The 18,888-nt window shown below is 45.3% G+C and carries 18 protein-coding genes; 6 read left to right on the forward strand and 12 right to left on the reverse strand.

Features of this window, described 5'->3' with window-relative positions:
• Positions 1 to 16: 16 nt before the first annotated feature.
• From sucD to sdhC, 8 genes are all read right to left on the reverse strand, one after another.
• Positions 17 to 889, reverse strand: coding sequence for a succinate--CoA ligase subunit alpha (sucD, locus tag vsple_RS09910; RefSeq protein WP_004737919.1), 873 nt, complete (start codon positions 887 to 889; stop codon positions 17 to 19).
• Positions 889 to 2,055, reverse strand: a complete 1,167-nt coding sequence (gene sucC, locus vsple_RS09915; RefSeq protein WP_261881906.1) for an ADP-forming succinate--CoA ligase subunit beta — start codon at positions 2,053 to 2,055, stop codon at positions 889 to 891. The genes sucD and sucC overlap by 1 nt, the downstream gene beginning before the upstream one ends.
• A gap of 226 nt (positions 2,056 to 2,281) precedes the next feature.
• Positions 2,282 to 3,490, reverse strand: a complete 1,209-nt coding sequence (odhB, locus tag vsple_RS09920; RefSeq protein WP_032551864.1) for a 2-oxoglutarate dehydrogenase complex dihydrolipoyllysine-residue succinyltransferase — start codon at positions 3,488 to 3,490, stop codon at positions 2,282 to 2,284.
• Between the two features lie 21 nt (positions 3,491 to 3,511).
• Complete coding sequence (gene sucA / locus vsple_RS09925) at positions 3,512 to 6,328, reverse strand: 2-oxoglutarate dehydrogenase E1 component (RefSeq protein WP_255230194.1); 2,817 nt, start codon at positions 6,326 to 6,328, stop codon at positions 3,512 to 3,514.
• Between the two features lie 97 nt (positions 6,329 to 6,425).
• Complete coding sequence (locus vsple_RS09930; RefSeq protein WP_150869062.1) at positions 6,426 to 7,139, reverse strand: succinate dehydrogenase iron-sulfur subunit; 714 nt, start codon at positions 7,137 to 7,139, stop codon at positions 6,426 to 6,428.
• Between the two features lie 12 nt (positions 7,140 to 7,151).
• Positions 7,152 to 8,918, reverse strand: a complete 1,767-nt coding sequence (sdhA, locus tag vsple_RS09935; protein WP_255230193.1) for a succinate dehydrogenase flavoprotein subunit — start codon at positions 8,916 to 8,918, stop codon at positions 7,152 to 7,154.
• Positions 8,919 to 9,263 (reverse strand): succinate dehydrogenase, hydrophobic membrane anchor protein, encoded by a 345-nt coding sequence (gene sdhD, locus vsple_RS09940; RefSeq protein ID WP_032551860.1) that lies wholly within the window; start codon positions 9,261 to 9,263, stop codon positions 8,919 to 8,921.
• Complete coding sequence (gene sdhC / locus vsple_RS09945; protein ID WP_150893808.1) at positions 9,257 to 9,649, reverse strand: succinate dehydrogenase cytochrome b556 subunit; 393 nt, start codon at positions 9,647 to 9,649, stop codon at positions 9,257 to 9,259. Before sdhC ends, sdhD begins: the two co-directional genes overlap by 7 nt.
• Positions 9,650 to 10,065: 416 nt before the next feature.
• Between sdhC and vsple_RS09950 the strand changes: the two genes are divergently transcribed.
• A complete protein-coding gene (locus tag vsple_RS09950) occupies positions 10,066 to 11,355 on the forward strand; it encodes a citrate synthase (protein WP_255230192.1) in 1,290 nt (429 codons plus the stop codon).
• Positions 11,356 to 11,743: 388 nt separating this feature from the next.
• Here vsple_RS09950 and vsple_RS09955 read toward each other — a convergent pair whose 3' ends face one another.
• Positions 11,744 to 12,502 (reverse strand): Nif3-like dinuclear metal center hexameric protein, encoded by a 759-nt coding sequence (locus vsple_RS09955; RefSeq protein ID WP_261881907.1) that lies wholly within the window; start codon positions 12,500 to 12,502, stop codon positions 11,744 to 11,746.
• 106 nt (positions 12,503 to 12,608) lie between these two features.
• Here vsple_RS09955 and vsple_RS09960 point away from each other — a divergent pair, with 106 nt between their 5' ends.
• Entirely contained in the window at positions 12,609 to 13,367 is a 759-nt protein-coding gene (locus tag vsple_RS09960; protein WP_261881908.1) for a DUF1853 family protein, read from the forward strand.
• An 81-nt stretch (positions 13,368 to 13,448) separates the two neighbouring features.
• Here the strand turns inward: vsple_RS09960 and pgm are convergent, their stop codons facing one another.
• Positions 13,449 to 15,095, reverse strand: a complete 1,647-nt coding sequence (gene pgm, locus vsple_RS09965; RefSeq protein ID WP_261881909.1) for a phosphoglucomutase (alpha-D-glucose-1,6-bisphosphate-dependent) — start codon at positions 15,093 to 15,095, stop codon at positions 13,449 to 13,451.
• 90 nt (positions 15,096 to 15,185) lie between these two features.
• Positions 15,186 to 15,725: a replication initiation negative regulator SeqA gene (seqA, locus tag vsple_RS09970; protein ID WP_255230188.1), complete on the reverse strand. Its 540-nt coding sequence runs from the start codon at positions 15,723 to 15,725 to the stop codon at positions 15,186 to 15,188.
• 93 nt (positions 15,726 to 15,818) lie between these two features.
• Between seqA and vsple_RS09975 the strand changes: the two genes are divergently transcribed.
• The 3 genes from vsple_RS09975 to fldA all read left to right on the forward strand — a co-directional run bounded on the left by vsple_RS09975 (position 15,819) and on the right by fldA (position 17,518).
• Positions 15,819 to 16,580 (forward strand): alpha/beta fold hydrolase, encoded by a 762-nt coding sequence (locus vsple_RS09975; protein ID WP_261883162.1) that lies wholly within the window; start codon positions 15,819 to 15,821, stop codon positions 16,578 to 16,580.
• A gap of 128 nt (positions 16,581 to 16,708) precedes the next feature.
• Positions 16,709 to 16,930 carry a DUF2788 domain-containing protein gene (locus vsple_RS09980; RefSeq protein ID WP_032551852.1) on the forward strand — a complete coding sequence of 74 codons (222 nt, stop codon included), beginning with the start codon at positions 16,709 to 16,711 and terminating at the stop codon, positions 16,928 to 16,930.
• Positions 16,931 to 16,984: 54 nt separating this feature from the next.
• A complete protein-coding gene (gene fldA, locus vsple_RS09985) occupies positions 16,985 to 17,518 on the forward strand; it encodes a flavodoxin FldA (RefSeq protein ID WP_239841325.1) in 534 nt (177 codons plus the stop codon).
• Between the two features lie 81 nt (positions 17,519 to 17,599).
• Here fldA and vsple_RS09990 read toward each other — a convergent pair whose 3' ends face one another.
• Positions 17,600 to 18,100: a DUF4442 domain-containing protein gene (locus vsple_RS09990; RefSeq protein ID WP_261881910.1), complete on the reverse strand. Its 501-nt coding sequence runs from the start codon at positions 18,098 to 18,100 to the stop codon at positions 17,600 to 17,602.
• Between the two features lie 207 nt (positions 18,101 to 18,307).
• Here vsple_RS09990 and fcrX point away from each other — a divergent pair, with 207 nt between their 5' ends.
• Complete coding sequence (gene fcrX, locus vsple_RS09995) at positions 18,308 to 18,757, forward strand: ferric iron uptake transcriptional regulator FcrX (RefSeq protein WP_239833054.1); 450 nt, start codon at positions 18,308 to 18,310, stop codon at positions 18,755 to 18,757.
• Positions 18,758 to 18,888 lie beyond the last annotated feature (131 nt).

Consider the following 18,888-nt stretch of genomic DNA (forward strand, 5'->3'; position numbering starts at 1 on the left):
CACTGTAAAGCGCTGATTACCAACCAGTAATCTCGCGTAGACCTTTACCGATGTCAGCAAGAGACTTAACTGTCTTAACGCCTGCTGCTTCAAGTGCTGCGAATTTGTCTTCAGCAGTACCTTTACCGCCAGAGATGATTGCGCCAGCGTGGCCCATACGTTTACCTGGAGGAGCAGTAACACCTGCGATGTAAGAAACAACTGGCTTAGTTACGTTCTCTTTAATGAACGCTGCTGCTTCTTCTTCCGCTGTACCACCGATTTCACCAATCATTACGATTGCTTCTGTTTCAGGGTCTTCTTGGAACAGTTTTAGGATATCAATGAAGTTTGAACCTGGGATTGGGTCACCACCGATACCAACACACGTAGACTGGCCGAAGCCTTCGTCTGTTGTTTGTTTAACAGCTTCGTAAGTAAGAGTACCTGAACGAGATACGATACCTACTTTACCTTTCTTGTGGATGTGACCAGGCATGATACCAATCTTGCACTCGTCTGGAGTGATAAGACCTGGACAGTTAGGACCGATCATGCGAACGCCAGTTTCTTCTAGCTTAACTTTAACGTCGATCATATCTGTCGTTGGGATACCTTCAGTGATCGTTACGATCAGTTCGATACCTGCGTCGATCGCTTCAAGAATTGCATCTTTACAGAAAGGAGCTGGTACGTAGATAACTGTTGCTGTTGCGCCAGTTACTTCTACTGCTTCACGGACAGTGTTGAATACAGGAAGACCAAGGTGAGTTTGACCACCTTTACCTGGAGATACACCACCAACCATTTGCGTACCGTATGCGATAGCTTGCTCTGAGTGGAATGTACCTTGACCGCCAGTGAAACCCTGACAGATTACTTTAGTGTCTTTGTTAATTAGTACAGACATTATTTCGCCTCCGCAGCAGCAACAACTTTCTGAGCAGCATCTGTTAGAGATTCAGCTGCAATGATATCAACATCAGAATTAGCAAGTACTTCACGACCTAGGTCTGCGTTTGTACCTTCTAGACGAACAACAACTGGTACTGTTACGCCTACTTCTTTAACCGCACCGATAATACCTTCAGCGATCATGTCACAACGAACGATACCACCGAAGATGTTTACTAGTACTGCACTAACATTGTCATCAGAAAGGATGATCTTGAATGCTTCAGCTACACGCTCTTTTGTTGCGCCGCCGCCTACATCTAGGAAGTTTGCTGGTTTGCCGCCGTGTAGGTTAACGATATCCATCGTACCCATTGCTAGACCTGCACCGTTAACCATACAACCAACGTTACCGTCTAGTGCTACGTAGTTCAGTTCCCACTGTGCTGCGTGTGCTTCGCGCTCATCTTCTTGAGATGGATCGTGCATTTCACGTAGTTTTGGCTGACGGTACATCGCGTTTGAGTCGATGTTGATCTTGCCGTCTAGACAAAGAAGGTTGCCTTCGCCAGTGATAACAAGTGGGTTAATCTCTAGTAGAGCTAGGTCGTACTGAGAGAACATTTGGCCAAGACCCATGAAGATCTTAACGAACTGTTTGATTTGGTCGCCAACTAGACCAAGTTTGAACGCAAGTTCACGGCCTTGGTAAGCTTGAGGGCCTACTAGAGGATCAATCGCAGATTGGTGAATCAACTCAGGAGTCTCTTCAGCGATTTTCTCAATGTCCACACCGCCTTCAGTAGACGCCATGAATACAATTTTACGAGTTGCACGATCGACAACTGCGCCTAGGTAAAGTTCGTTAGCGATGTTAGACGCTTCTTCAACTAGGATTTTAGTTACAGGCTGACCATTTGCATCTGTTTGGTAAGTCACTAGGTGTTTACCTAGCCACTTTTGAGCAAACTCTTTCACGCCTTCTTTTGTGTCATGTAGTTCTACACCGCCCGCTTTACCGCGACCGCCAGCGTGTACTTGACACTTAACAACTTTCTTTTCAGTAGAGATACGACCCGCAGCTTCGAAAGCTTCTTGAGCTGTATCACATGCGAAACCTTCTGGTACAGGCAAACCGAATTCTGCAAACAGCTGTTTGGCTTGGTATTCATGCAAATTCATTTTGATATTCCGTTTATTTTCCCTTAAGGGATTATTATTTCCATAACGACACAGTTATCTGTGTTACGTCTGTAGGGTCTTCTCAAATCAGCCAAGACAACTCAAGATAAATAGCTAATATTTAACAAGTAATCCTTAGCTCAAGTGAAGGCCAGACGTTGAGCTAGCCTAGCCTTTGAAACTATCAACGTCTAGCTGTTGAGCACAACTAGACGTTTTAGCGATATTAAACGTCTAATAGGAGACGTGCTGGATCTTCTAGTAGCTCTTTAATGGTTACTAGGAAACCAACTGACTCACGACCATCGATTAGACGGTGGTCGTAAGATAGCGCTAGGTACATCATCGGTAGGATTTCAACCTTACCGTCAACCGCCATTGGACGCTCTTGGATCTTATGCATACCCAAGATAGCCGCTTGTGGTGGGTTGATGATTGGCGTTGACATCAGTGAACCAAATACACCACCGTTTGTGATAGTGAAGTTACCACCCATCAGCTCATCAACCGTTAGCTTGCCGTCACGGCCTTTGATCGCTAGCTCTTTGATGCCTTTTTCGATATCAGCGAAACCTAGAGTGTCACAGTCTTTAAGTACTGGAGTGACTAGACCACGTGGCGTAGATACCGCCATGCTAATGTCGAAGTAGTTGTGGTAAACGATATCATCACCGTCGATAGACGCGTTGACTTCTGGGTAACGCTTCAATGCTTCAGTTACTGCTTTCACGTAGAAAGACATAAAGCCTAGACGCGTGTCGTGGCGCTTCTCGAACTGGTCTTTGTACTGCTTACGAAGGTCCATGATTGGCTTCATGTTTACTTCGTTGAACGTCGTTAGCATTGCAGTGCTGTTCTTCGCTTCAAGAAGACGGTTAGCAACTGTCTTACGTAGACGAGTCATAGGTACACGCTTCTGGCTACGAGCTGCTGCTGGTGCTTCTACCGCTGCAGGAGCTTCTGCTTTAGGTGCAGATTTCGCTGCCGCTAGGTGTGCATCGATGTCTTCACGAGTGATACGACCGCCTACGCCAGTGCCTTTAACATCAGCTGGTTGTAGGTTGTGTTCAGCAAGAAGACGACGAACTGCTGGGCTTAGCGCGTCGTTGCTCTCTTCAGAAAGCGTCGCTTTGTGGCGCTTGTCTGGAGATGCTTCAGTATCTTCCGTTGTATCAGTCGTTGGTTCACCAGCAACCGCGCCAGGCTTAAGCTTAGCGATAAGTTGCTTAGAAAGTACTGTTGCACCTTCTTCTTCGATGATAGCCTCTAGAACACCGGCTTCTGGAGCTGGTACTTCTAGAACCACTTTGTCAGTTTCAATATCTACGATGACTTCATCGCGCTCAACCGCTTCGCCCGGTTGTTTGTGCCAAGTTGCGACTGTTGCGTCAGCCACCGATTCAGGTAAATCTGGAACCAGAATTTCAATTGTCATATCTGTGTTTTCCTTTTACTTCTAGTTCGAAAGTAGGGTCAGAGCGTCTTCAATTAACGCTTTTTGTTGTTTCAAGTGTACTGACATGTAGCCAACCGCTGGTGATGCTGAAGCAGGACGGCCTGCATATTTAAGATCAGCACCCGCTGGAATCGCAGCACGGAAGTTGTGTTGACTGCTGTACCAAGCACCTTGGTTTTGTGGCTCTTCTTGACACCAAACGTAATCTTCAACATTTGTGTACTGTGCAATTGCAGCTTGAACTTCCTCAAGAGGGAATGGGTATAGCTGCTCGATACGCACAATAGCAACATCGTCTTGTTCGTTCTTACGGCGCTGCTCTAGTAGGTCAAAGTAAACCTTACCTGAACAGAACACTACGCGTTTCACGTTCTCTGGTTTGATGTCATCAATCTCAGCGATTGCTGGCTGGAATGTACCCTCTGCGAGTTCTTCAAGTGAAGAGGTACACAGTGGGTGACGCAGCAATGACTTAGGAGACATTACAATCAGAGGACGACGCATTGGACGCACAACCTGACGACGAATCATGTGGTAAACCTGAGCGGGTGTTGATGGCACAACAACCTGCATGTTCTGTTCAGCACATAGCTGTAGGTAACGCTCAAGACGTGCCGAAGAGTGCTCTGGACCTTGACCTTCGTAACCGTGTGGAAGCAGCATTGTTAGACCACATAGACGTGCCCATTTTTGCTCACCCGACGAGATGAATTGGTCAATAACCACTTGAGCACCGTTAGCAAAGTCACCGAACTGCGCTTCCCAAAGGGTTAAACCGCTAGGCTCGGCTGTTGCATAGCCGTATTCAAATGCCAAAACTGCTTCTTCAGATAGCACTGAGTCAAACACTTGGAAAGGACCCTGCTTATCATGAATGTTCGCAAGTGGAACGTAAGTGCTCGCATCTGTTTGGTTATGTAGAACAGAGTGACGGTGGAAGAAAGTACCACGGCCGGAATCTTGGCCAGAAATACGGATACGTTTACCATCATCTACCAGAGTCGCATACGCAAGTGTCTCCGCCATACCCCAATCGACTTGTTTCTCACCATTAATCATGGCAGTACGATCGTTGTACAGTTTGTTTACTCGGCTTTGTAGCTTGTGGCTATCTGGGTATTGGCACAGCTTAGTACCAAGCTCTTTTAGACGCTCGATATCAACTTGGCTGTTCCAATCGATGTTCCAATCGTGACCAATGTATGGGCTCCAGTCTACAGAGTGTAGTGCCATTGGGCGCCACTCTTTAACAACAACTTCACCATGGTCTAGAGCATCACGGTATTCGTTCACCAGCTGAGTTGCTGTGTCGATACCAAACTCACCGCGCTCCATTAGGATGTCAGCGTATAGCTTACGTGGTGTTGGATGCTTTTTGATTTTTTGGTACATCAGCGGTTGAGTTGCATTCGGCTCATCGGCTTCGTTGTGACCGTGACGACGGTAACAAACAAGGTCGATAACCACATCGCGCTTGAACGTATTACGGTAATCCAGTGCCAGACGCGCAACAAAAGCTACTGCTTCTGGGTCATCTGCATTAACGTGGAAAATCGGTGCCTGTACCATCTTAGCGATATCAGTACAGTACATAGTAGAACGCGTGTCACGTGGGTTTGATGTTGTGAAGCCAACTTGGTTGTTAACAACGATACGAACGGTACCGCCAACACAGAAGCCACGTGCTTGAGACATGTTGAATGTCTCTTGAACGACACCTTGACCTGCAATTGCAGAGTCACCGTGAATAGTAATAGGGAGCACGCTGCTACCATCTTTATCGTCTAGACGATCTTGACGAGCACGAACTGAACCAATAACTACTGGGTTCACAATCTCAAGGTGAGACGGGTTAAATGCCAACGCTAGGTGAACATCGCCACCTGGAGTTGCGAAGTCAGCAGAGAAACCTTGGTGATATTTCACATCACCTGTACCCCATGTTTCGTCGTGTTTGCCAGCAAACTCGTCGAATAGGTCTTGTGGTTTCTTACCAAGTACGTTCACCAACATGTTCAAACGACCACGGTGAGCCATACCAATAACAACTTCACGCATACCTTGACCACCAGCATGACGAATGATCTCTTTCGTCATTGGGATCAAAGCATCACCACCCTCCAGAGAGAAACGCTTCGCACCAGGGAACTTAGCACCAAGATAGCGCTCAAGACCTTCAGCAGCCGTTAGCTCTTCTAGGAAAGCTCGCTTCTCTTCTTTGTTGAATGATGGTTGACCAGAAACAGACTCTAGACGCTGTTGAATCCAACGTTTTTGTTCTGTGTTAGTCATGTGCATGTATTCTGCACCGATAGAGCCACAATACGTCTGCTTCAAAGATTTGTAGAGATCTTTAAGAACCATCGTCTCTTGACCAATCGCGTAAGAGCCGACGTTAAACGTCTCGTTGAGGTCTTCTTCGGTGAGAGTGTGGAAAGAGGGATCCAGTTCAGCGACTGTATCTCTTTTCCATAAACCTAGTGGATCTAGGTTTGCTGCTTGATGCCCACGGAATCGATAAGCATTAATAAGTTGCAGAACCTTTACTTGTTTCGCATCGACATCTGGATCACTAACTTGGACACTGTAATGCTTTGTTTCTTGAGCGAGTCGTCGGAAGTATTCGCGAACACGAGAGTGTGGTTGTTCCACCGTTTCTGAAGCTTGCACAGGCAACTCTTCAAAAACACTTCTCCATTCGTCACTTACCGAGTCGGGGTCACTTAGATACAGTTCGTAGAGTTCCTCTACGTATGTTGCATTGGCGCCAGCCAAGTGTGAAGACTCGAGCCATGCCTTCATCACGCCGTTGTGCATATTTTCCCTTAACCAGTAGTTTTCACGTTTGCTGCGGTCTATGCCGAGCTATTAAAAGGCCGCCCAAAACAGCTAGGGCGGCAATTTTTATCCATTTCTAAACCGAACGATTTACGAGCATGGTCTTGATGTGACCAATCGCTTTCGTCGGATTTAATCCCTTAGGACAAACACTTACACAATTCATGATGCCGTGGCAACGAAAAACGCTAAATGCATCATCAAGATCAGACAAACGTTCATCTGTCGCTGTATCTCGGCTATCAATTAACCAACGGTAAGCAGCTAGTAGGCCTGCAGGACCGATGAACTTGTCTGGGTTCCACCAGAAAGAAGGACAAGACGTTGTACAACATGCACACATGATACATTCATACAACCCATCCAAATGTGCTCGTTCATCAGGGGTTTGTAGGTTTTCGCGTGACGGTGGCACATTGCCATCAGACACTAAGAATGGCTTCACTTTTTCGTAGTTATTGTAGAACTGAGTCATGTCCACAATAAGGTCACGAACAACCGGTAGACCCGGTAGTGGGCGAATCACAATCTTGTCTTGGCCTGATAGCGCAGACAATGGAGTGATACATGCCAGTCCATTTTTACCATTCATATTAAGACCGTCGGAACCACATACACCTTCACGGCATGAACGACGGAATGAAATTGTTGGATCTTGCTCTTTTAATAGAATAAGAGCGTCCAAAAGCATCATGTCTGACCCTTCGTCTACTTCAAGGACGTAGTCCTTCATGTAAGGTTTTTGGTCAACATCTGGATTGTAGCGGTATAAAGAGAAATTCAGTTTCATGGTTAGATCTCCTTAGTACGTACGTGCTTTTGGTGGGAACGCTTCACGGTGGATAGGTTCCATGTTTACGTTACGCTTAGACATCTCTTCCGTATCTGGATTGTAAAGCGTGTGGCATAGCCATTGCTCATCATCACGATCAGGGAAGTCAAAACGAGCGTGTGCACCACGGCTTTCTGTACGGTAATTAGCCGCTACAGCAGTCGCGTAAGCTGTTTCCATTAGGTTTTCAAGCTCTAGACATTCAATACGCTGCGTATTGAACTCTGTAGACTTGTCAGAAAGGTGTGCATTCTTCAGACGCTCACGAATCGCTTTAAGCTCTTCTAGACCCTCTGCCATTGCTTTACCTTCACGGAATACAGAGAAGTTGTTCTGCATACATTGCTGTAGATCTTTACGGATCTGCGCTGGATCTTCACCGTCTGTACTGTTTTCCCAACGGTTGTAGCGCTCCAGTGAACGGGCAATGTCTTCTTCAGTTGCTGGCTTCGCATCCGCTTGCTTCTTCAGTGTCTCACCTAGGTGTAGACCGGTCGCACGACCAAATACCACCAAATCAAGTAGCGAGTTACCACCCAAGCGGTTTGCGCCGTGTACAGATACAGAAGCAATCTCACCACAAGCGAATAGACCTTGTACTTCGACATCGCTACCATCGGCAGCTTGCTTGATCGCTTGACCAGAAACTTGCGTCGGCACACCACCCATCATGTAGTGACATGTTGGAATTACTGGAATTGGCTCTTTTACTGGGTCAACGTGTGCGAAAGTACGAGACAGTTCACAAACGCCAGGTAGACGAGATTCAAGCGTCTCTTTACCTAGGTGATCCAGTTTCAGTTTGATGTGTGGACCCCAAGGGCCGTCACAACCACGGCCTTCACGGATTTCAACCATCATTGAACGAGCAACAACGTCACGACCCGCTAAGTCTTTCGCGTTTGGTGCGTAACGTTCCATGAAGCGCTCACCGTCTTTATTTAGAAGGTAACCACCTTCACCACGACAACCTTCCGTTACCAAAACACCTGCACCAGCGATACCCGTTGGGTGGAACTGCCACATTTCGATGTCTTGCATTGGAACGCCAGCACGGATCGCCATACCAACACCGTCACCAGTATTGATGTGCGCGTTTGTAGTTGACGCGTAAATACGACCAGCACCACCCGTCGCTAGGATAGTTGCTTTTGCTTTGAAGTAGCATACTTCGCCTGTTTCCATGCAAAGAGCTGTTGTACCAAGGATGGCACCGTCTTCATTCTTCACAAGATCAAGCGCATACCACTCAGAGAATACGGTTGTTTTGTGCTTGATGTTTTGTTGGTAAAGCGTGTGTAGCAATGCGTGACCAGTACGGTCAGCTGCTGCTGCAGTACGAGCTGCTTGCTCACCACCAAAGTTTTTCGATTGACCACCAAAAGGACGTTGGTAGATAGTACCGTTGTCAAAACGAGAGAATGGAAGACCCATCTTCTCTAGTTCGATAACGGATTCTGGGCCATTTTTACACATGTATTCGATAGCGTCTTGGTCACCGATGTAATCAGAACCTTTAACCGTATCGTACATGTGTTGTTCCCAGTGGTCCTCATGCGCATTACCTAGCGCAACCGTAATACCACCTTGAGCAGAAACGGTATGAGAACGAGTTGGAAATACTTTAGAAAGCAATGCACATGAAAGGCCTTGCTCTGAAATTTGTAGTGCGGCACGCATACCAGCACCACCAGCGCCGATTACTACGGCATCAAACTCACGAACAGGAATAGTCACTTACGCACCCCACAAAACAAACAGACCAGAGAAGAAATATCCTAGAAGAACCGCAACTACACCTACTTGAAGACCAACACGCAGTTTAGCGCATTTGATGTAGTCGGTTAGCACTTGCCATAGACCGATCCAAGCGTGAACAAGAACCGAGGTAAGCGCTAACATGGTAAAGACTTTAGTGAAAGTTCCACCAAAGAACTGAGTCCATGATACGTAAGAGATGTCGGTGAAGGCACAAAAGCTCACCAAATAAATTGTGTAAAGCGTCATAATGATTGCAGTTGCACGAATCAGTAGGAAATCGTGAACGCCATTACGACCAAATGTAGAAACGTTGTTTACCATACTAAGATCCCCGCTAGTAGAGACAATACCGCTGTCGCTGCGAATGCAACCTTAGCGCTCTTAGCGCCAGATTCCAGCTCTTCAAAGTGACCTAGGTCCATAAGAAGGTGACGAATACCACCAGCAATGTGGTATGCCAGAGCGGTTAAAATGCCCCACAGAATAAACTTAACGAAAAAGCCATCGACGATGTCGCTTGCTTCCGCGAAGCCTTCCGGGGAAGAGAGGGAAATATTTAATAGATAAAGTAAAATTCCAATCGCAACAAAAGTAATCACCCCAGACACGCGGTGTAGGATGGAAGCTATTGCTGTGATAGGAAAGTGGATAGTCTGCAAATCTAAATTAACAGGTCTTGTCTTTCTTTCTTTCACGGGCTTGCTCACTCAGCTCCATTGAGCATTACGGTCATTAAATAACCTTTGATATTGTTATGGACAAAATTTGGTCGCAAACCTGCAAAATTTAACATTAACTTAACAAATAACTGAAGTTGAGCCTGAGTTAATTGTAAAATATTTGTTAACAACAAGATTAACGAAGACACCTCACATTTCTTCTTAGCCTTGCATTTATAAGGTTTTAACCAAACTTTTCAGCGCCACTATACGGACGGCAACATTCTAATACAATTGATGTAACAAATAATGCTACACAGCACAGATTTTTAACGAATTTAATGTAAAAAACACTAACAAGTGCACACAAAGCTGCAGAAAAATTGACTTTCCCACGTAAGACCAGTAAAAAAATGGCACATAAACATCCTGGACGGATTAAATAATAAACAAAGGAGATTGTTATGGCGGATAAGAAAGCTACCCTTCATATTGAAGGTCAAGCGCCAATCGAGCTGCCGATTACGGAAGGTGTACTTGGTACGCCAGTGATCGATGTTCGTACACTAGGTTCTAATGGTTTTTTCACTTTTGACCCTGGTTTTCTTGCCACTGCATCCTGTGAGTCTCAAATCACTTTTATTGACGGCGGCAAAGGTATCCTTTTGCACCGTGGATACCCAATTGACCAACTAGCCAATAACGCTGATTACTTGGAAGTATGTTACATCCTTCTCTATGGTGAAGCCCCATCTCGCGACGAATACGAGAAATTCAAAACGACCGTTACTCGTCACACCATGGTTCATGAACAAATCGCAAGCTTCTTCCACGGCTTCCGTCGTGACGCCCACCCAATGGCTGTTATGTGTGGCGTGGTTGGTGCTCTTGCTGCGTTTTATCATGACTCACTTGATATCAATAACGACACGCACCGTGAGATCGCGGCTTACCGCCTGATCTCGAAAATGCCAACGTTAGCCGCAATGTGTTACAAGTACTCGATCGGCCAACCGTTCATCTACCCTCGTAACGACCTGAACTACGCAGAAAACTTCCTTCACATGATGTTCGCAAACCCATGTGAAGAGTACGAAGTGAACCCTATCGTTGCTCGTGCAATGGATAAGATCTTCACTCTGCACGCAGACCATGAGCAAAATGCTTCTACTTCAACTGTACGTCTATCTGGTTCTTCAGGTGCTAACCCGTTCGCGTGTATCGCGGCAGGTATCGCGTCTCTTTGGGGTCCAGCTCACGGTGGTGCAAACGAAGCGTGTCTACGTATGCTGGAAGAAATCGGCAGCGTTGATAACATCGAAGAGTATGTTGCAAAAGCGAAAGACAAAGACGACCCATTCCGTCTAATGGGCTTCGGTCACCGCGTTTACAAAAACTACGACCCACGCGCGACAGTAATGCGTGAAGCATGTCACGAAGTACTGAAAGAGCTGAACATCAAAGATCCACTGCTAGACGTTGCTATGGAACTTGAGCGTATCGCCCTTTCTGACGAGTACTTCGTATCTAAGAAACTGTACCCGAACGTAGACTTCTACTCAGGTATCATCCTGAAAGCGATCGGTATCCCTGTTTCAATGTTCACAGTAATCTTCGCGATGTCTCGTACTATCGGTTGGATTGCACACTGGAACGAAATGCACAGCGACCCAACGAACCGTATCGGTCGTCCACGTCAACTTTACACGGGTAAAGAGCAGCGTGACTTTAAAGCACTTCACGAACGTGAATAATCGTTTTTAAAGTATGATTGTTAAAAAGGGTTGATGCGAAAGCACCAACCCTTTTCTTTTTATACGAGATACGAGATACGAGATACGAGATACGAGATACGAGATACGAGATACGAGATACGAGATATTTTGAATATCCGTGACGGCCTGTCAAAGAGATTCCCTACTCCTTCCTTCGTCAGTCTAGGGAATGACAGATTCAGATATAACCCTTTAGCGTTCTGACTGGCGCATCACATCGGCGGATACAAATTTATAGTTGCCCGTCATCCCCAAGAGCAAGGGACGAGCGAGTTGGGGATCTCATGAAGCGTATAGCGAACCTTACGAAGTTCCTCAAAGGTTTAAGGGATACTCTCTACTCATACCCCTCATCCCGTACTTGCTCTTATACCGGATTATCGATATCGATAAACTCAACATCCAAACCATGCTCTTTTGCAAGCCATTCACCGAGCGCTTTAATACCGTAGCGCTCTGTTGCATGGTGACCTGCAGCAAAATAATGGATGTCTTGCTCACGCGCTGAATACGTTGTGCGTTCTGAGATCTCACCCGAGATAAATGCATCTAAGCCGTTTGACGCAGCAAGCTCAATGTAGTCTTGACCACCACCCGTACACCAACCGACTGTTTCAATCATTTTATCGGCGTTTTCCGGAGCAATATGCAAAGGAGCACGATTCAACACCTGATTGATCTTCTGCGCAAATTCAGCACCTGTCATTGGCTTGCTCAACTTACCAAACATAGCGACTGATTGCGGGTGCCCTTCTAAACCACCTTCTACCTCGATTTCAAGCAGTCGAGCCAGCTCTGCGTTGTTACCTAATTCCGGATGAATATCCAAAGGCAGGTGATAACCCATCAGGTTGATGTCATTCTTAATCAAAGTGCGGATGCGTTTACCTTTCATTCCGCGAATCGGTTCAGGCTCACCTTTCCAGAAGTAACCATGATGAACAAGCAGTGCATCTGCGTTTAGCTCAACCGCCTTATCAATCAAAGCTTGTGAAGCAGTAACTCCTGTTACAACGCGTTTGACTTCAGGCGTACCCTCGACTTGTAGACCATTCGGACTGTAATCTTTAATCTGTTGAGGTTGCAGCTTCTCATTAAGAATTTTTTCTAACTGTAGGTTATTCATTGCTTGTTCCAGCTTACATTTTTGATAACGTGGTTATATCAATTTACGGGTAGAATGTCGAAAGCATACTTGGGTCGGACGACCTTGACCAATCAGTGAGGAAGAGATGGCGTCATTACAACGATTTTTTCAATGGATCATAGATTCACCGCCAATATTAGAGTGCAAGGACCCCGTCAGTGATTTAACACTATTTGCATCGTCACAATCACTTCCAAATGACCACCAATATCAAGGCAATCCAAGATTAGGCTTTGTTTATCAGCATTTGTGCCAGACTCTGTTCGAAAACTCACCAAATTACGTCATTGCTCATGATGAGATCCAAATCAATGTAAATGGTCGAACATTGGGTGCCATAGACTTTATTCTAGAAGATAAGCGCAACGCTCAATTGGAGCATTGGGAAGTGGCCATTAAGTTTTATCTGCTTCATGAAGATACTTGGTATGGCCCAAATGCGCATGACCAACTCGACAAGAAGCTTGATCGTATGCTTAGCCACCAATTGCAAATGTCTTGTTCTGAAGCATTTCGCGCTCAATACCCAGACCTCGATATTCAATCGCAACATCTGTTAATGCAAGGCCGCTTGTATACTAACCCATTTCTTGAACAAAAAGTTCCAACTCATTGTTTAGGTTATAAAATTAATTCCACGCAAGTAAACGGCTACTGGTGTTATCAAAATCAAGCTCACCTTATTGAAGAAGCGCTGTACCCACTTACCAAGAATCAATGGGCGTCAGGTACTGAAGATTTCGAGCAGTCACCCATTACAGAGTTTGGCGATCGCTTTATACATGGCCAAACAAAGTCTGGGCAGTTCTGGTTCGTGATGCCAGAACGTTGGCCACATGGATAGGGCTATTTTCAAAGTGGCACAAAAAAGGGTTGATGCTTTCACATCAACCCTTCTTATTATCTAGCTAAAATCGATTACCGATTATAAACCTGCCGCAGCAAACACTTGGTTAACGATCTCTTGAGCTTCTTCTTCGATTTGCTTCAGGTGCTCTTCGCCTTTAAAGCTTTCGCAGTAGATCTTGTAGATATCTTCAGTGCCTGACGGACGAGCTGCAAACCAACCGTTTTCAGTTGTTACTTTAAGACCACCGATAGCTGCGCCATTACCTGGAGCGTGCGTTAGACGAGCAGTGATTGCATCACCCGCCAATGTTTCCGCTGCAACCATCTCTGGTGATAGCTTTTTAAGTACGTCTTTTTGCTGGCCGTTAGCAACGGCTTGAATACGGTTGTATTTAGACTCTCCGTGTTTTGCCGCTAGCTCTTCGTAGTAGTCTTGTGGGTTCTTGCCCGTTACCGCGGTAATCTCAGCAGCAAGAAGACACAGAATGATGCCATCTTTATCTGTTGACCATGGTGTACCGTCTTTACGTAGGAATGATGCACCCGCAGACTCTTCACCACCAAAGCCGAACGTACCCTTGTATAGACCATCTACAAACCACTTAAAGCCTACCGGAACTTCACATAGTTCACGACCAAGGTCTGCAACTACGCGGTCAATCAATGCACTTGATACCAGTGTCTTACCAACCGCGACATCTTTGCCCCAACCTTCACGATGACGGTATAGGTAATCGATACATACCGCTAGGAAGTGGTTCGGGTTCATTAGACCTTTTGGCGTTACGATACCGTGGCGGTCGTAATCGGGGTCATTACCAAATGCTAGGTCGTATTCGTCTTTAAGCGCTAGCAGACCTGCCATTGCGTAAGGAGAAGAACAGTCCATACGAACCACGCCGTCTTTATCTAGAGACATAAACTGGAACGATGGATCAATCGCTTCACTTACCAGTGTTAGGTCAAGGTTGTATGCCTTACCGATTTGACGCCAGTAGTCGATGCCGCTACCACCAAGTGGATCAACACCAATTTTTAGGTTTGCTTTTTGGATTGCTTCCATATCGATCACATTCACTAGGTCATCGATGTATGGCTTAACAAGATCCATCTCTACAAACAGCTCAGATGCTTTCGCTTCTACAAGAGACATGCGTTTCACACCTTGCAAGCCTTCTGCGATCAGAACGTTTGCACGATCTTCGATAGCTTGAGTCAACTCAGCTTCCGCAGGGCCACCGTGTACTGGATTGTACTTGATACCGCCATCTTGTGGTGGGTTGTGAGATGGCGTAATAACGATACCGTCAGCCTTATCTTCGTGCTTAAGGTTGTACGTTAGAATCGCGTGAGAAACGCCAGGTGTTGGAGTATAGCCATTGTCTTGTTGAGTGATAACTTGAACGCCATTGGCAACAAGTACTTCAACAACACTGGAAAATGCTGGTTCCGAAAGCGCGTGTGTATCTTTACCTACAAACAGAGGACCAGTCGTGCCCTGCTCTGCACGCACTTCAGCTACTGCTTGAGCAATAGCGAGAATGTGGTTTTCATTAAATGTTGATTTGTCTGCTGTACCGCGATGACCTGAAGTACCAAACTGTACTTTGTGGTCTGGGTTTGAAGCATCCGGTTGCTGTAAGAAGTAGTTTGCAACTAAAGCCGGGATATTATGAAGATCTTCCTGCTGAGCTTTCTGCCCAGCACGAGGGTGCATAGCCATTTTGACATCCTTATATACAAAATTAAAAAACAAAAAAACCTCATAATATCTTCTTTAGCATGGATATTATGAGGTTTAAATCAGATTTCCTTAGATTGAACCTGTTACTTTTTCTATTAGTTCAGCTTGGAAATTCATGCGACTCATCAACTGTTCAACCATCTGTCTTTTGCGACTGGTGTTGTTATTGGTGATTACCCAAAACGGGCTGTTTGGAATCGCTTTTGGCTTAGTCGTATTACCGTTAGCCAGCAGTGTCGCTTCATTGTCTGCGAAGTAGACACGTTTGCGACCTTTTACTTGAGTCGCTTCTGAAAAGCTCGCTGGGTCAATTTTATGCAGTGTTGATAGCACCAGCATGAAACGATCAATGGCTTTCTTTAAAGAGGCAAATTCATCTGAAATAAGCAGCGAGCGCATCTCTTTAACGCCATCTAGCTTCTCTGGAGTAAAGCCTACTTCCTTACTCACAACGATACCTTTCGGCTCCACGATCTCTTCAGCCGGAGCCAAGCCTTGATTATCCACCTGCAATAAGCGGCGCAGAATATCTGAAGCACTTTCGCCGATACGTTCTGTCTGACCCGCGATATAACGGTACAGGTCCTCATCAACCTCAATTGTTTTCATTCGCTTTTCACAATCTCAATGTTTAAACTCTGGGGGATTATAGCGAGATCCGCGCGGATACTCTACGTCAAACCCACCATGAATAAGATAAAAATGTCAGTACAGCTCAACTATAAATTGGAAGGTGAGGGTCACACCATCGTTTTGATCCACGGATTATTCGGCAACTTGGATAATTTAGGCCTACTTGCTCGTGATCTTAAAACCGATCATCAAGTACTCAGTATTGATCTACGTAACCATGGTATTTCCCCGCACAGCGATATACACGATTACCACTCGATGGCTGGTGATGTGGCGCAGCTTTTGACGTCACTCAATATCTCTAAACCAACCGTTATTGGTCACTCAATGGGTGGTAAGGTTGCGATGGCGCTGACTGAATTAGTGAGCATCGAGAAACTTATTGTACTCGACATGGCACCTGTCGCTTATACGCAAAACCGCCACGACAATGTTTTTGCAGGTTTAAACGCCGTCATCGAAAAGCAACCAACTTCTCGTTCAGAAGCGCTCAAGGTATTAGCCCGCCATATTGAAATTGACGGCGTACGCCAGTTTTTAACCAAGTCACTGTACAAAAACGAAAGCGGGATAATGGTGTGGCGATTTAATGTTGCATCGTTAGAAGCAAATTACGCCAATATTATTGGTTGGGAACCAATCGAAAAAACCAGCGTCAAAACACTACTGATTAAGGGTGGCGACTCTGACTACTTGATGCCAGAACATCAACCTCTGGTTCAGCAGCAGTTTTCTAATGTGAAAGCGCATGTCATTGCCAATACTGGGCACTGGCTACATGCAGAGAAACCCAAGGAAGTTCTCAGAGCTATTCGCAAGTTTTTGAGCTAACAGCCTCGTTTTTTAAAGCATAATCTCGATATCAATAGATAAATGAGAAGTCAGCGATTTCTGCCGATTAACTTTATCTCACAACAGTGATATAGTGCGCCCAAGCAAAATTGGTATATAAGGTTCCCATGCTTTACGACTACATGAACATCATTGAATCTATTGGTTTAGATCTTCTATTTGCATCGATTTTCTTTCTAATCGGTATGGCAATTAAAGACGTTCTGAAACAGGGTAATGTTCCGGCGTTTGGTCGTCGCATTGTGTGGTTAGTGTTGTTCCTTGGCTGCGCGGGTTTTATCGCCAAGGGAATTATTCAAGTGAGCTGGGAAGGTTCAGGAATCGGTTGATTCTCGTCCAAACTTATTACACCGACAACAGACAAAATGAAAGGTAATGATTCTATGGCAAGTGTAGGTCTCTTCTTCGGTAGCGATACAGGTAACACTGAAGCTGTTGCAAAGATGATTCAAAAACAATTGAGCAAGCAGCTCGTTCATGTTCAAGACATTGCAAAAAGCAGCAAAGAAGATATCGATAACTTCGACCTGCTTCTTCTAGGTATCCCAACTTGGTACTACGGCGAAGCACAATGTGATTGGGACGACTTTTTCCCAGAGCTAGAAGCCATCGACTTCTCAACTAAGCTAGTGGCTATCTTTGGTTGTGGTGACCAAGAAGACTACGCTGAATACTTCTGTGATGCTATGGGTACAATCCGCGACATCGTTGAAGCGAAAGGCGGGACTATTCTAGGTTACACTTCAACTGAAGGTTACGAATTCGAAGCGTCTAAAGCCCTTGTTGAAGGCGACGACAGTCAATTTGTGGGTCTATGTATCGATGAAGATCGTCAACCAGAGCTAACTGACGAGCGCGTATCTAACTGGGTTAAGCAAATCCACGAAGAGATGTGCCTAGCAGAGCTAGAAGACTAATCATCTCTCTGCTCGTTGAAGATATTGAAAAACCTCCACGCGGAGGTTTTTTTGTATCTATTACTTGCCAATTTCAGCTAATCAAGCCTCTACAGGCTCATCGTCTTCTCTAAATTGTGGTTTCTTCCTTACATAGAGCGTGCGTTGGATTTCAGACACCACCTGCCCTTCTTTGTCTTTGACATAAATAATAAACTCCGGAAAGCACTTTTCACCCAGTTGGGTTTGACGATAAATGTCATCCAATTGATTTTGAGTAATTTCAAACTCGGCATACAGATCCGACTGACCAGGTTTGATAAAATTAATGCTCGCTTCTTTATCCCAAACATAATAACGCTCACCAAGAATACCCATTAACATCAGTGAGTAAACTGGATCAGTGAGAGAAAAGATACTGCCTCCGTATTGGGTACGATTGGCATTTTTATTCCACCAGCGTAACTTCAACACCGTCTTTACAACTCGAAAATCATGGCTAATGTGGTCGATTTTGATACCTGCTCCCCAAAAAGGCGGCCAGATGTTGAGCGCAAATTTAACGATACCGGGTTTGTAGATTCTAGCGAGTTGCTTGTTCATTACGATCTTCCATGTTCTGCTTCTATTCAGCACCATAATAACTGGTCTAACCTCTAATATAAGAGAGATATTTAGATTTTACAAAACAGATTGTGATACAAGTGATTAACCCTTTGAAGTTCGTGGTTTATTGTTGTGGTCGAGTATCCTATAATAACGGGAATATTGAATTCTGTTAATTGCTGCAGATCATCAACAGGAAAGTATATGTCAGACAACAATCAAGCGCTAAAAGATGCTGGTCTTAAAGTGACCCTCCCAAGGCTCAAAATTCTAGAAGTATTACAACAGCCAGACTGCCAACACATTAGTGCTGAAGACTTGTATAAAAAGCTAATCGACTTAGGTGAAGAGATTGGCCTTGCGACCGTTTATCGAGTTCTTAACCAATTCGATGACGCTGGCATTGTAACTCGTCACCACTTCGAAGGCGGCAAGTCTGTATTCGAACTATCAACGCAGCATCATCACGATCACCTTGTATGTTTAGACTGTGGTGAAGTGATTGAATTCTCAGACGACATCATCGAAGAGAGACAAAAAGAGATCGCTAAGCGTTATAACGTTCAGCTAACGAACCATAGCTTGTACCTTTACGGTAAGAGCATATCGGGTGACTGCAAAGGCAACCCGGACGCGCATAAAGCGAAGAAATAAAACAAACGCTGACCTCGGTCAGCGTTTTTTATTTGGAAGGCAACGAAACGTACCGAAGCAGACATTTAAGAACACAGTTAAACTCAAGATACAAAAAAGCCAGCTTCTGAAGCGGCTCCCAGTCATCGGGA

The sequence above is a fragment of the Vibrio pelagius genome, assembly GCF_024347575.1.
Taxonomy (GTDB): Bacteria; Pseudomonadota; Gammaproteobacteria; order Enterobacterales; family Vibrionaceae; genus Vibrio; species Vibrio pelagius.

What these genes read in the sequence shown, in the direction of transcription:
- fcrX (WP_239833054.1), top strand. Translation starts at nt 18,308, where the DNA reads ATGTCAGACAACAATCAAGCGCTAAAAGATGCTGGTCTTAAAGTGACC.
- vsple_RS09960 (WP_261881908.1), top strand. Translation starts at nt 12,609, where the DNA reads ATGGCGTCATTACAACGATTTTTTCAATGGATCATAGATTCACCGCCA.
- vsple_RS09975 (WP_261883162.1), top strand. Translation starts at nt 15,819, where the DNA reads ATGTCAGTACAGCTCAACTATAAATTGGAAGGTGAGGGTCACACCATC.
- vsple_RS09930 (WP_150869062.1), bottom strand. Translation starts at nt 7,139, where the DNA reads ATGAAACTGAATTTCTCTTTATACCGCTACAATCCAGATGTTGACCAA.
- vsple_RS09955 (WP_261881907.1), bottom strand. Translation starts at nt 12,502, where the DNA reads ATGAATAACCTACAGTTAGAAAAAATTCTTAATGAGAAGCTGCAACCT.
- fldA (WP_239841325.1), top strand. Translation starts at nt 16,985, where the DNA reads ATGGCAAGTGTAGGTCTCTTCTTCGGTAGCGATACAGGTAACACTGAA.
- seqA (WP_255230188.1), bottom strand. Translation starts at nt 15,725, where the DNA reads ATGAAAACAATTGAGGTTGATGAGGACCTGTACCGTTATATCGCGGGT.
- sucD (WP_004737919.1), bottom strand. Translation starts at nt 889, where the DNA reads ATGTCTGTACTAATTAACAAAGACACTAAAGTAATCTGTCAGGGTTTC.
- odhB (WP_032551864.1), bottom strand. Translation starts at nt 3,490, where the DNA reads ATGACAATTGAAATTCTGGTTCCAGATTTACCTGAATCGGTGGCTGAC.
- pgm (WP_261881909.1), bottom strand. Translation starts at nt 15,095, where the DNA reads ATGGCTATGCACCCTCGTGCTGGGCAGAAAGCTCAGCAGGAAGATCTT.
- sucA (WP_255230194.1), bottom strand. Translation starts at nt 6,328, where the DNA reads ATGCACAACGGCGTGATGAAGGCATGGCTCGAGTCTTCACACTTGGCT.
- vsple_RS09980 (WP_032551852.1), top strand. Translation starts at nt 16,709, where the DNA reads ATGCTTTACGACTACATGAACATCATTGAATCTATTGGTTTAGATCTT.
- vsple_RS09950 (WP_255230192.1), top strand. Translation starts at nt 10,066, where the DNA reads ATGGCGGATAAGAAAGCTACCCTTCATATTGAAGGTCAAGCGCCAATC.
- vsple_RS09990 (WP_261881910.1), bottom strand. Translation starts at nt 18,100, where the DNA reads ATGAACAAGCAACTCGCTAGAATCTACAAACCCGGTATCGTTAAATTT.
- sdhD (WP_032551860.1), bottom strand. Translation starts at nt 9,263, where the DNA reads ATGGTAAACAACGTTTCTACATTTGGTCGTAATGGCGTTCACGATTTC.
- sucC (WP_261881906.1), bottom strand. Translation starts at nt 2,055, where the DNA reads ATGAATTTGCATGAATACCAAGCCAAACAGCTGTTTGCAGAATTCGGT.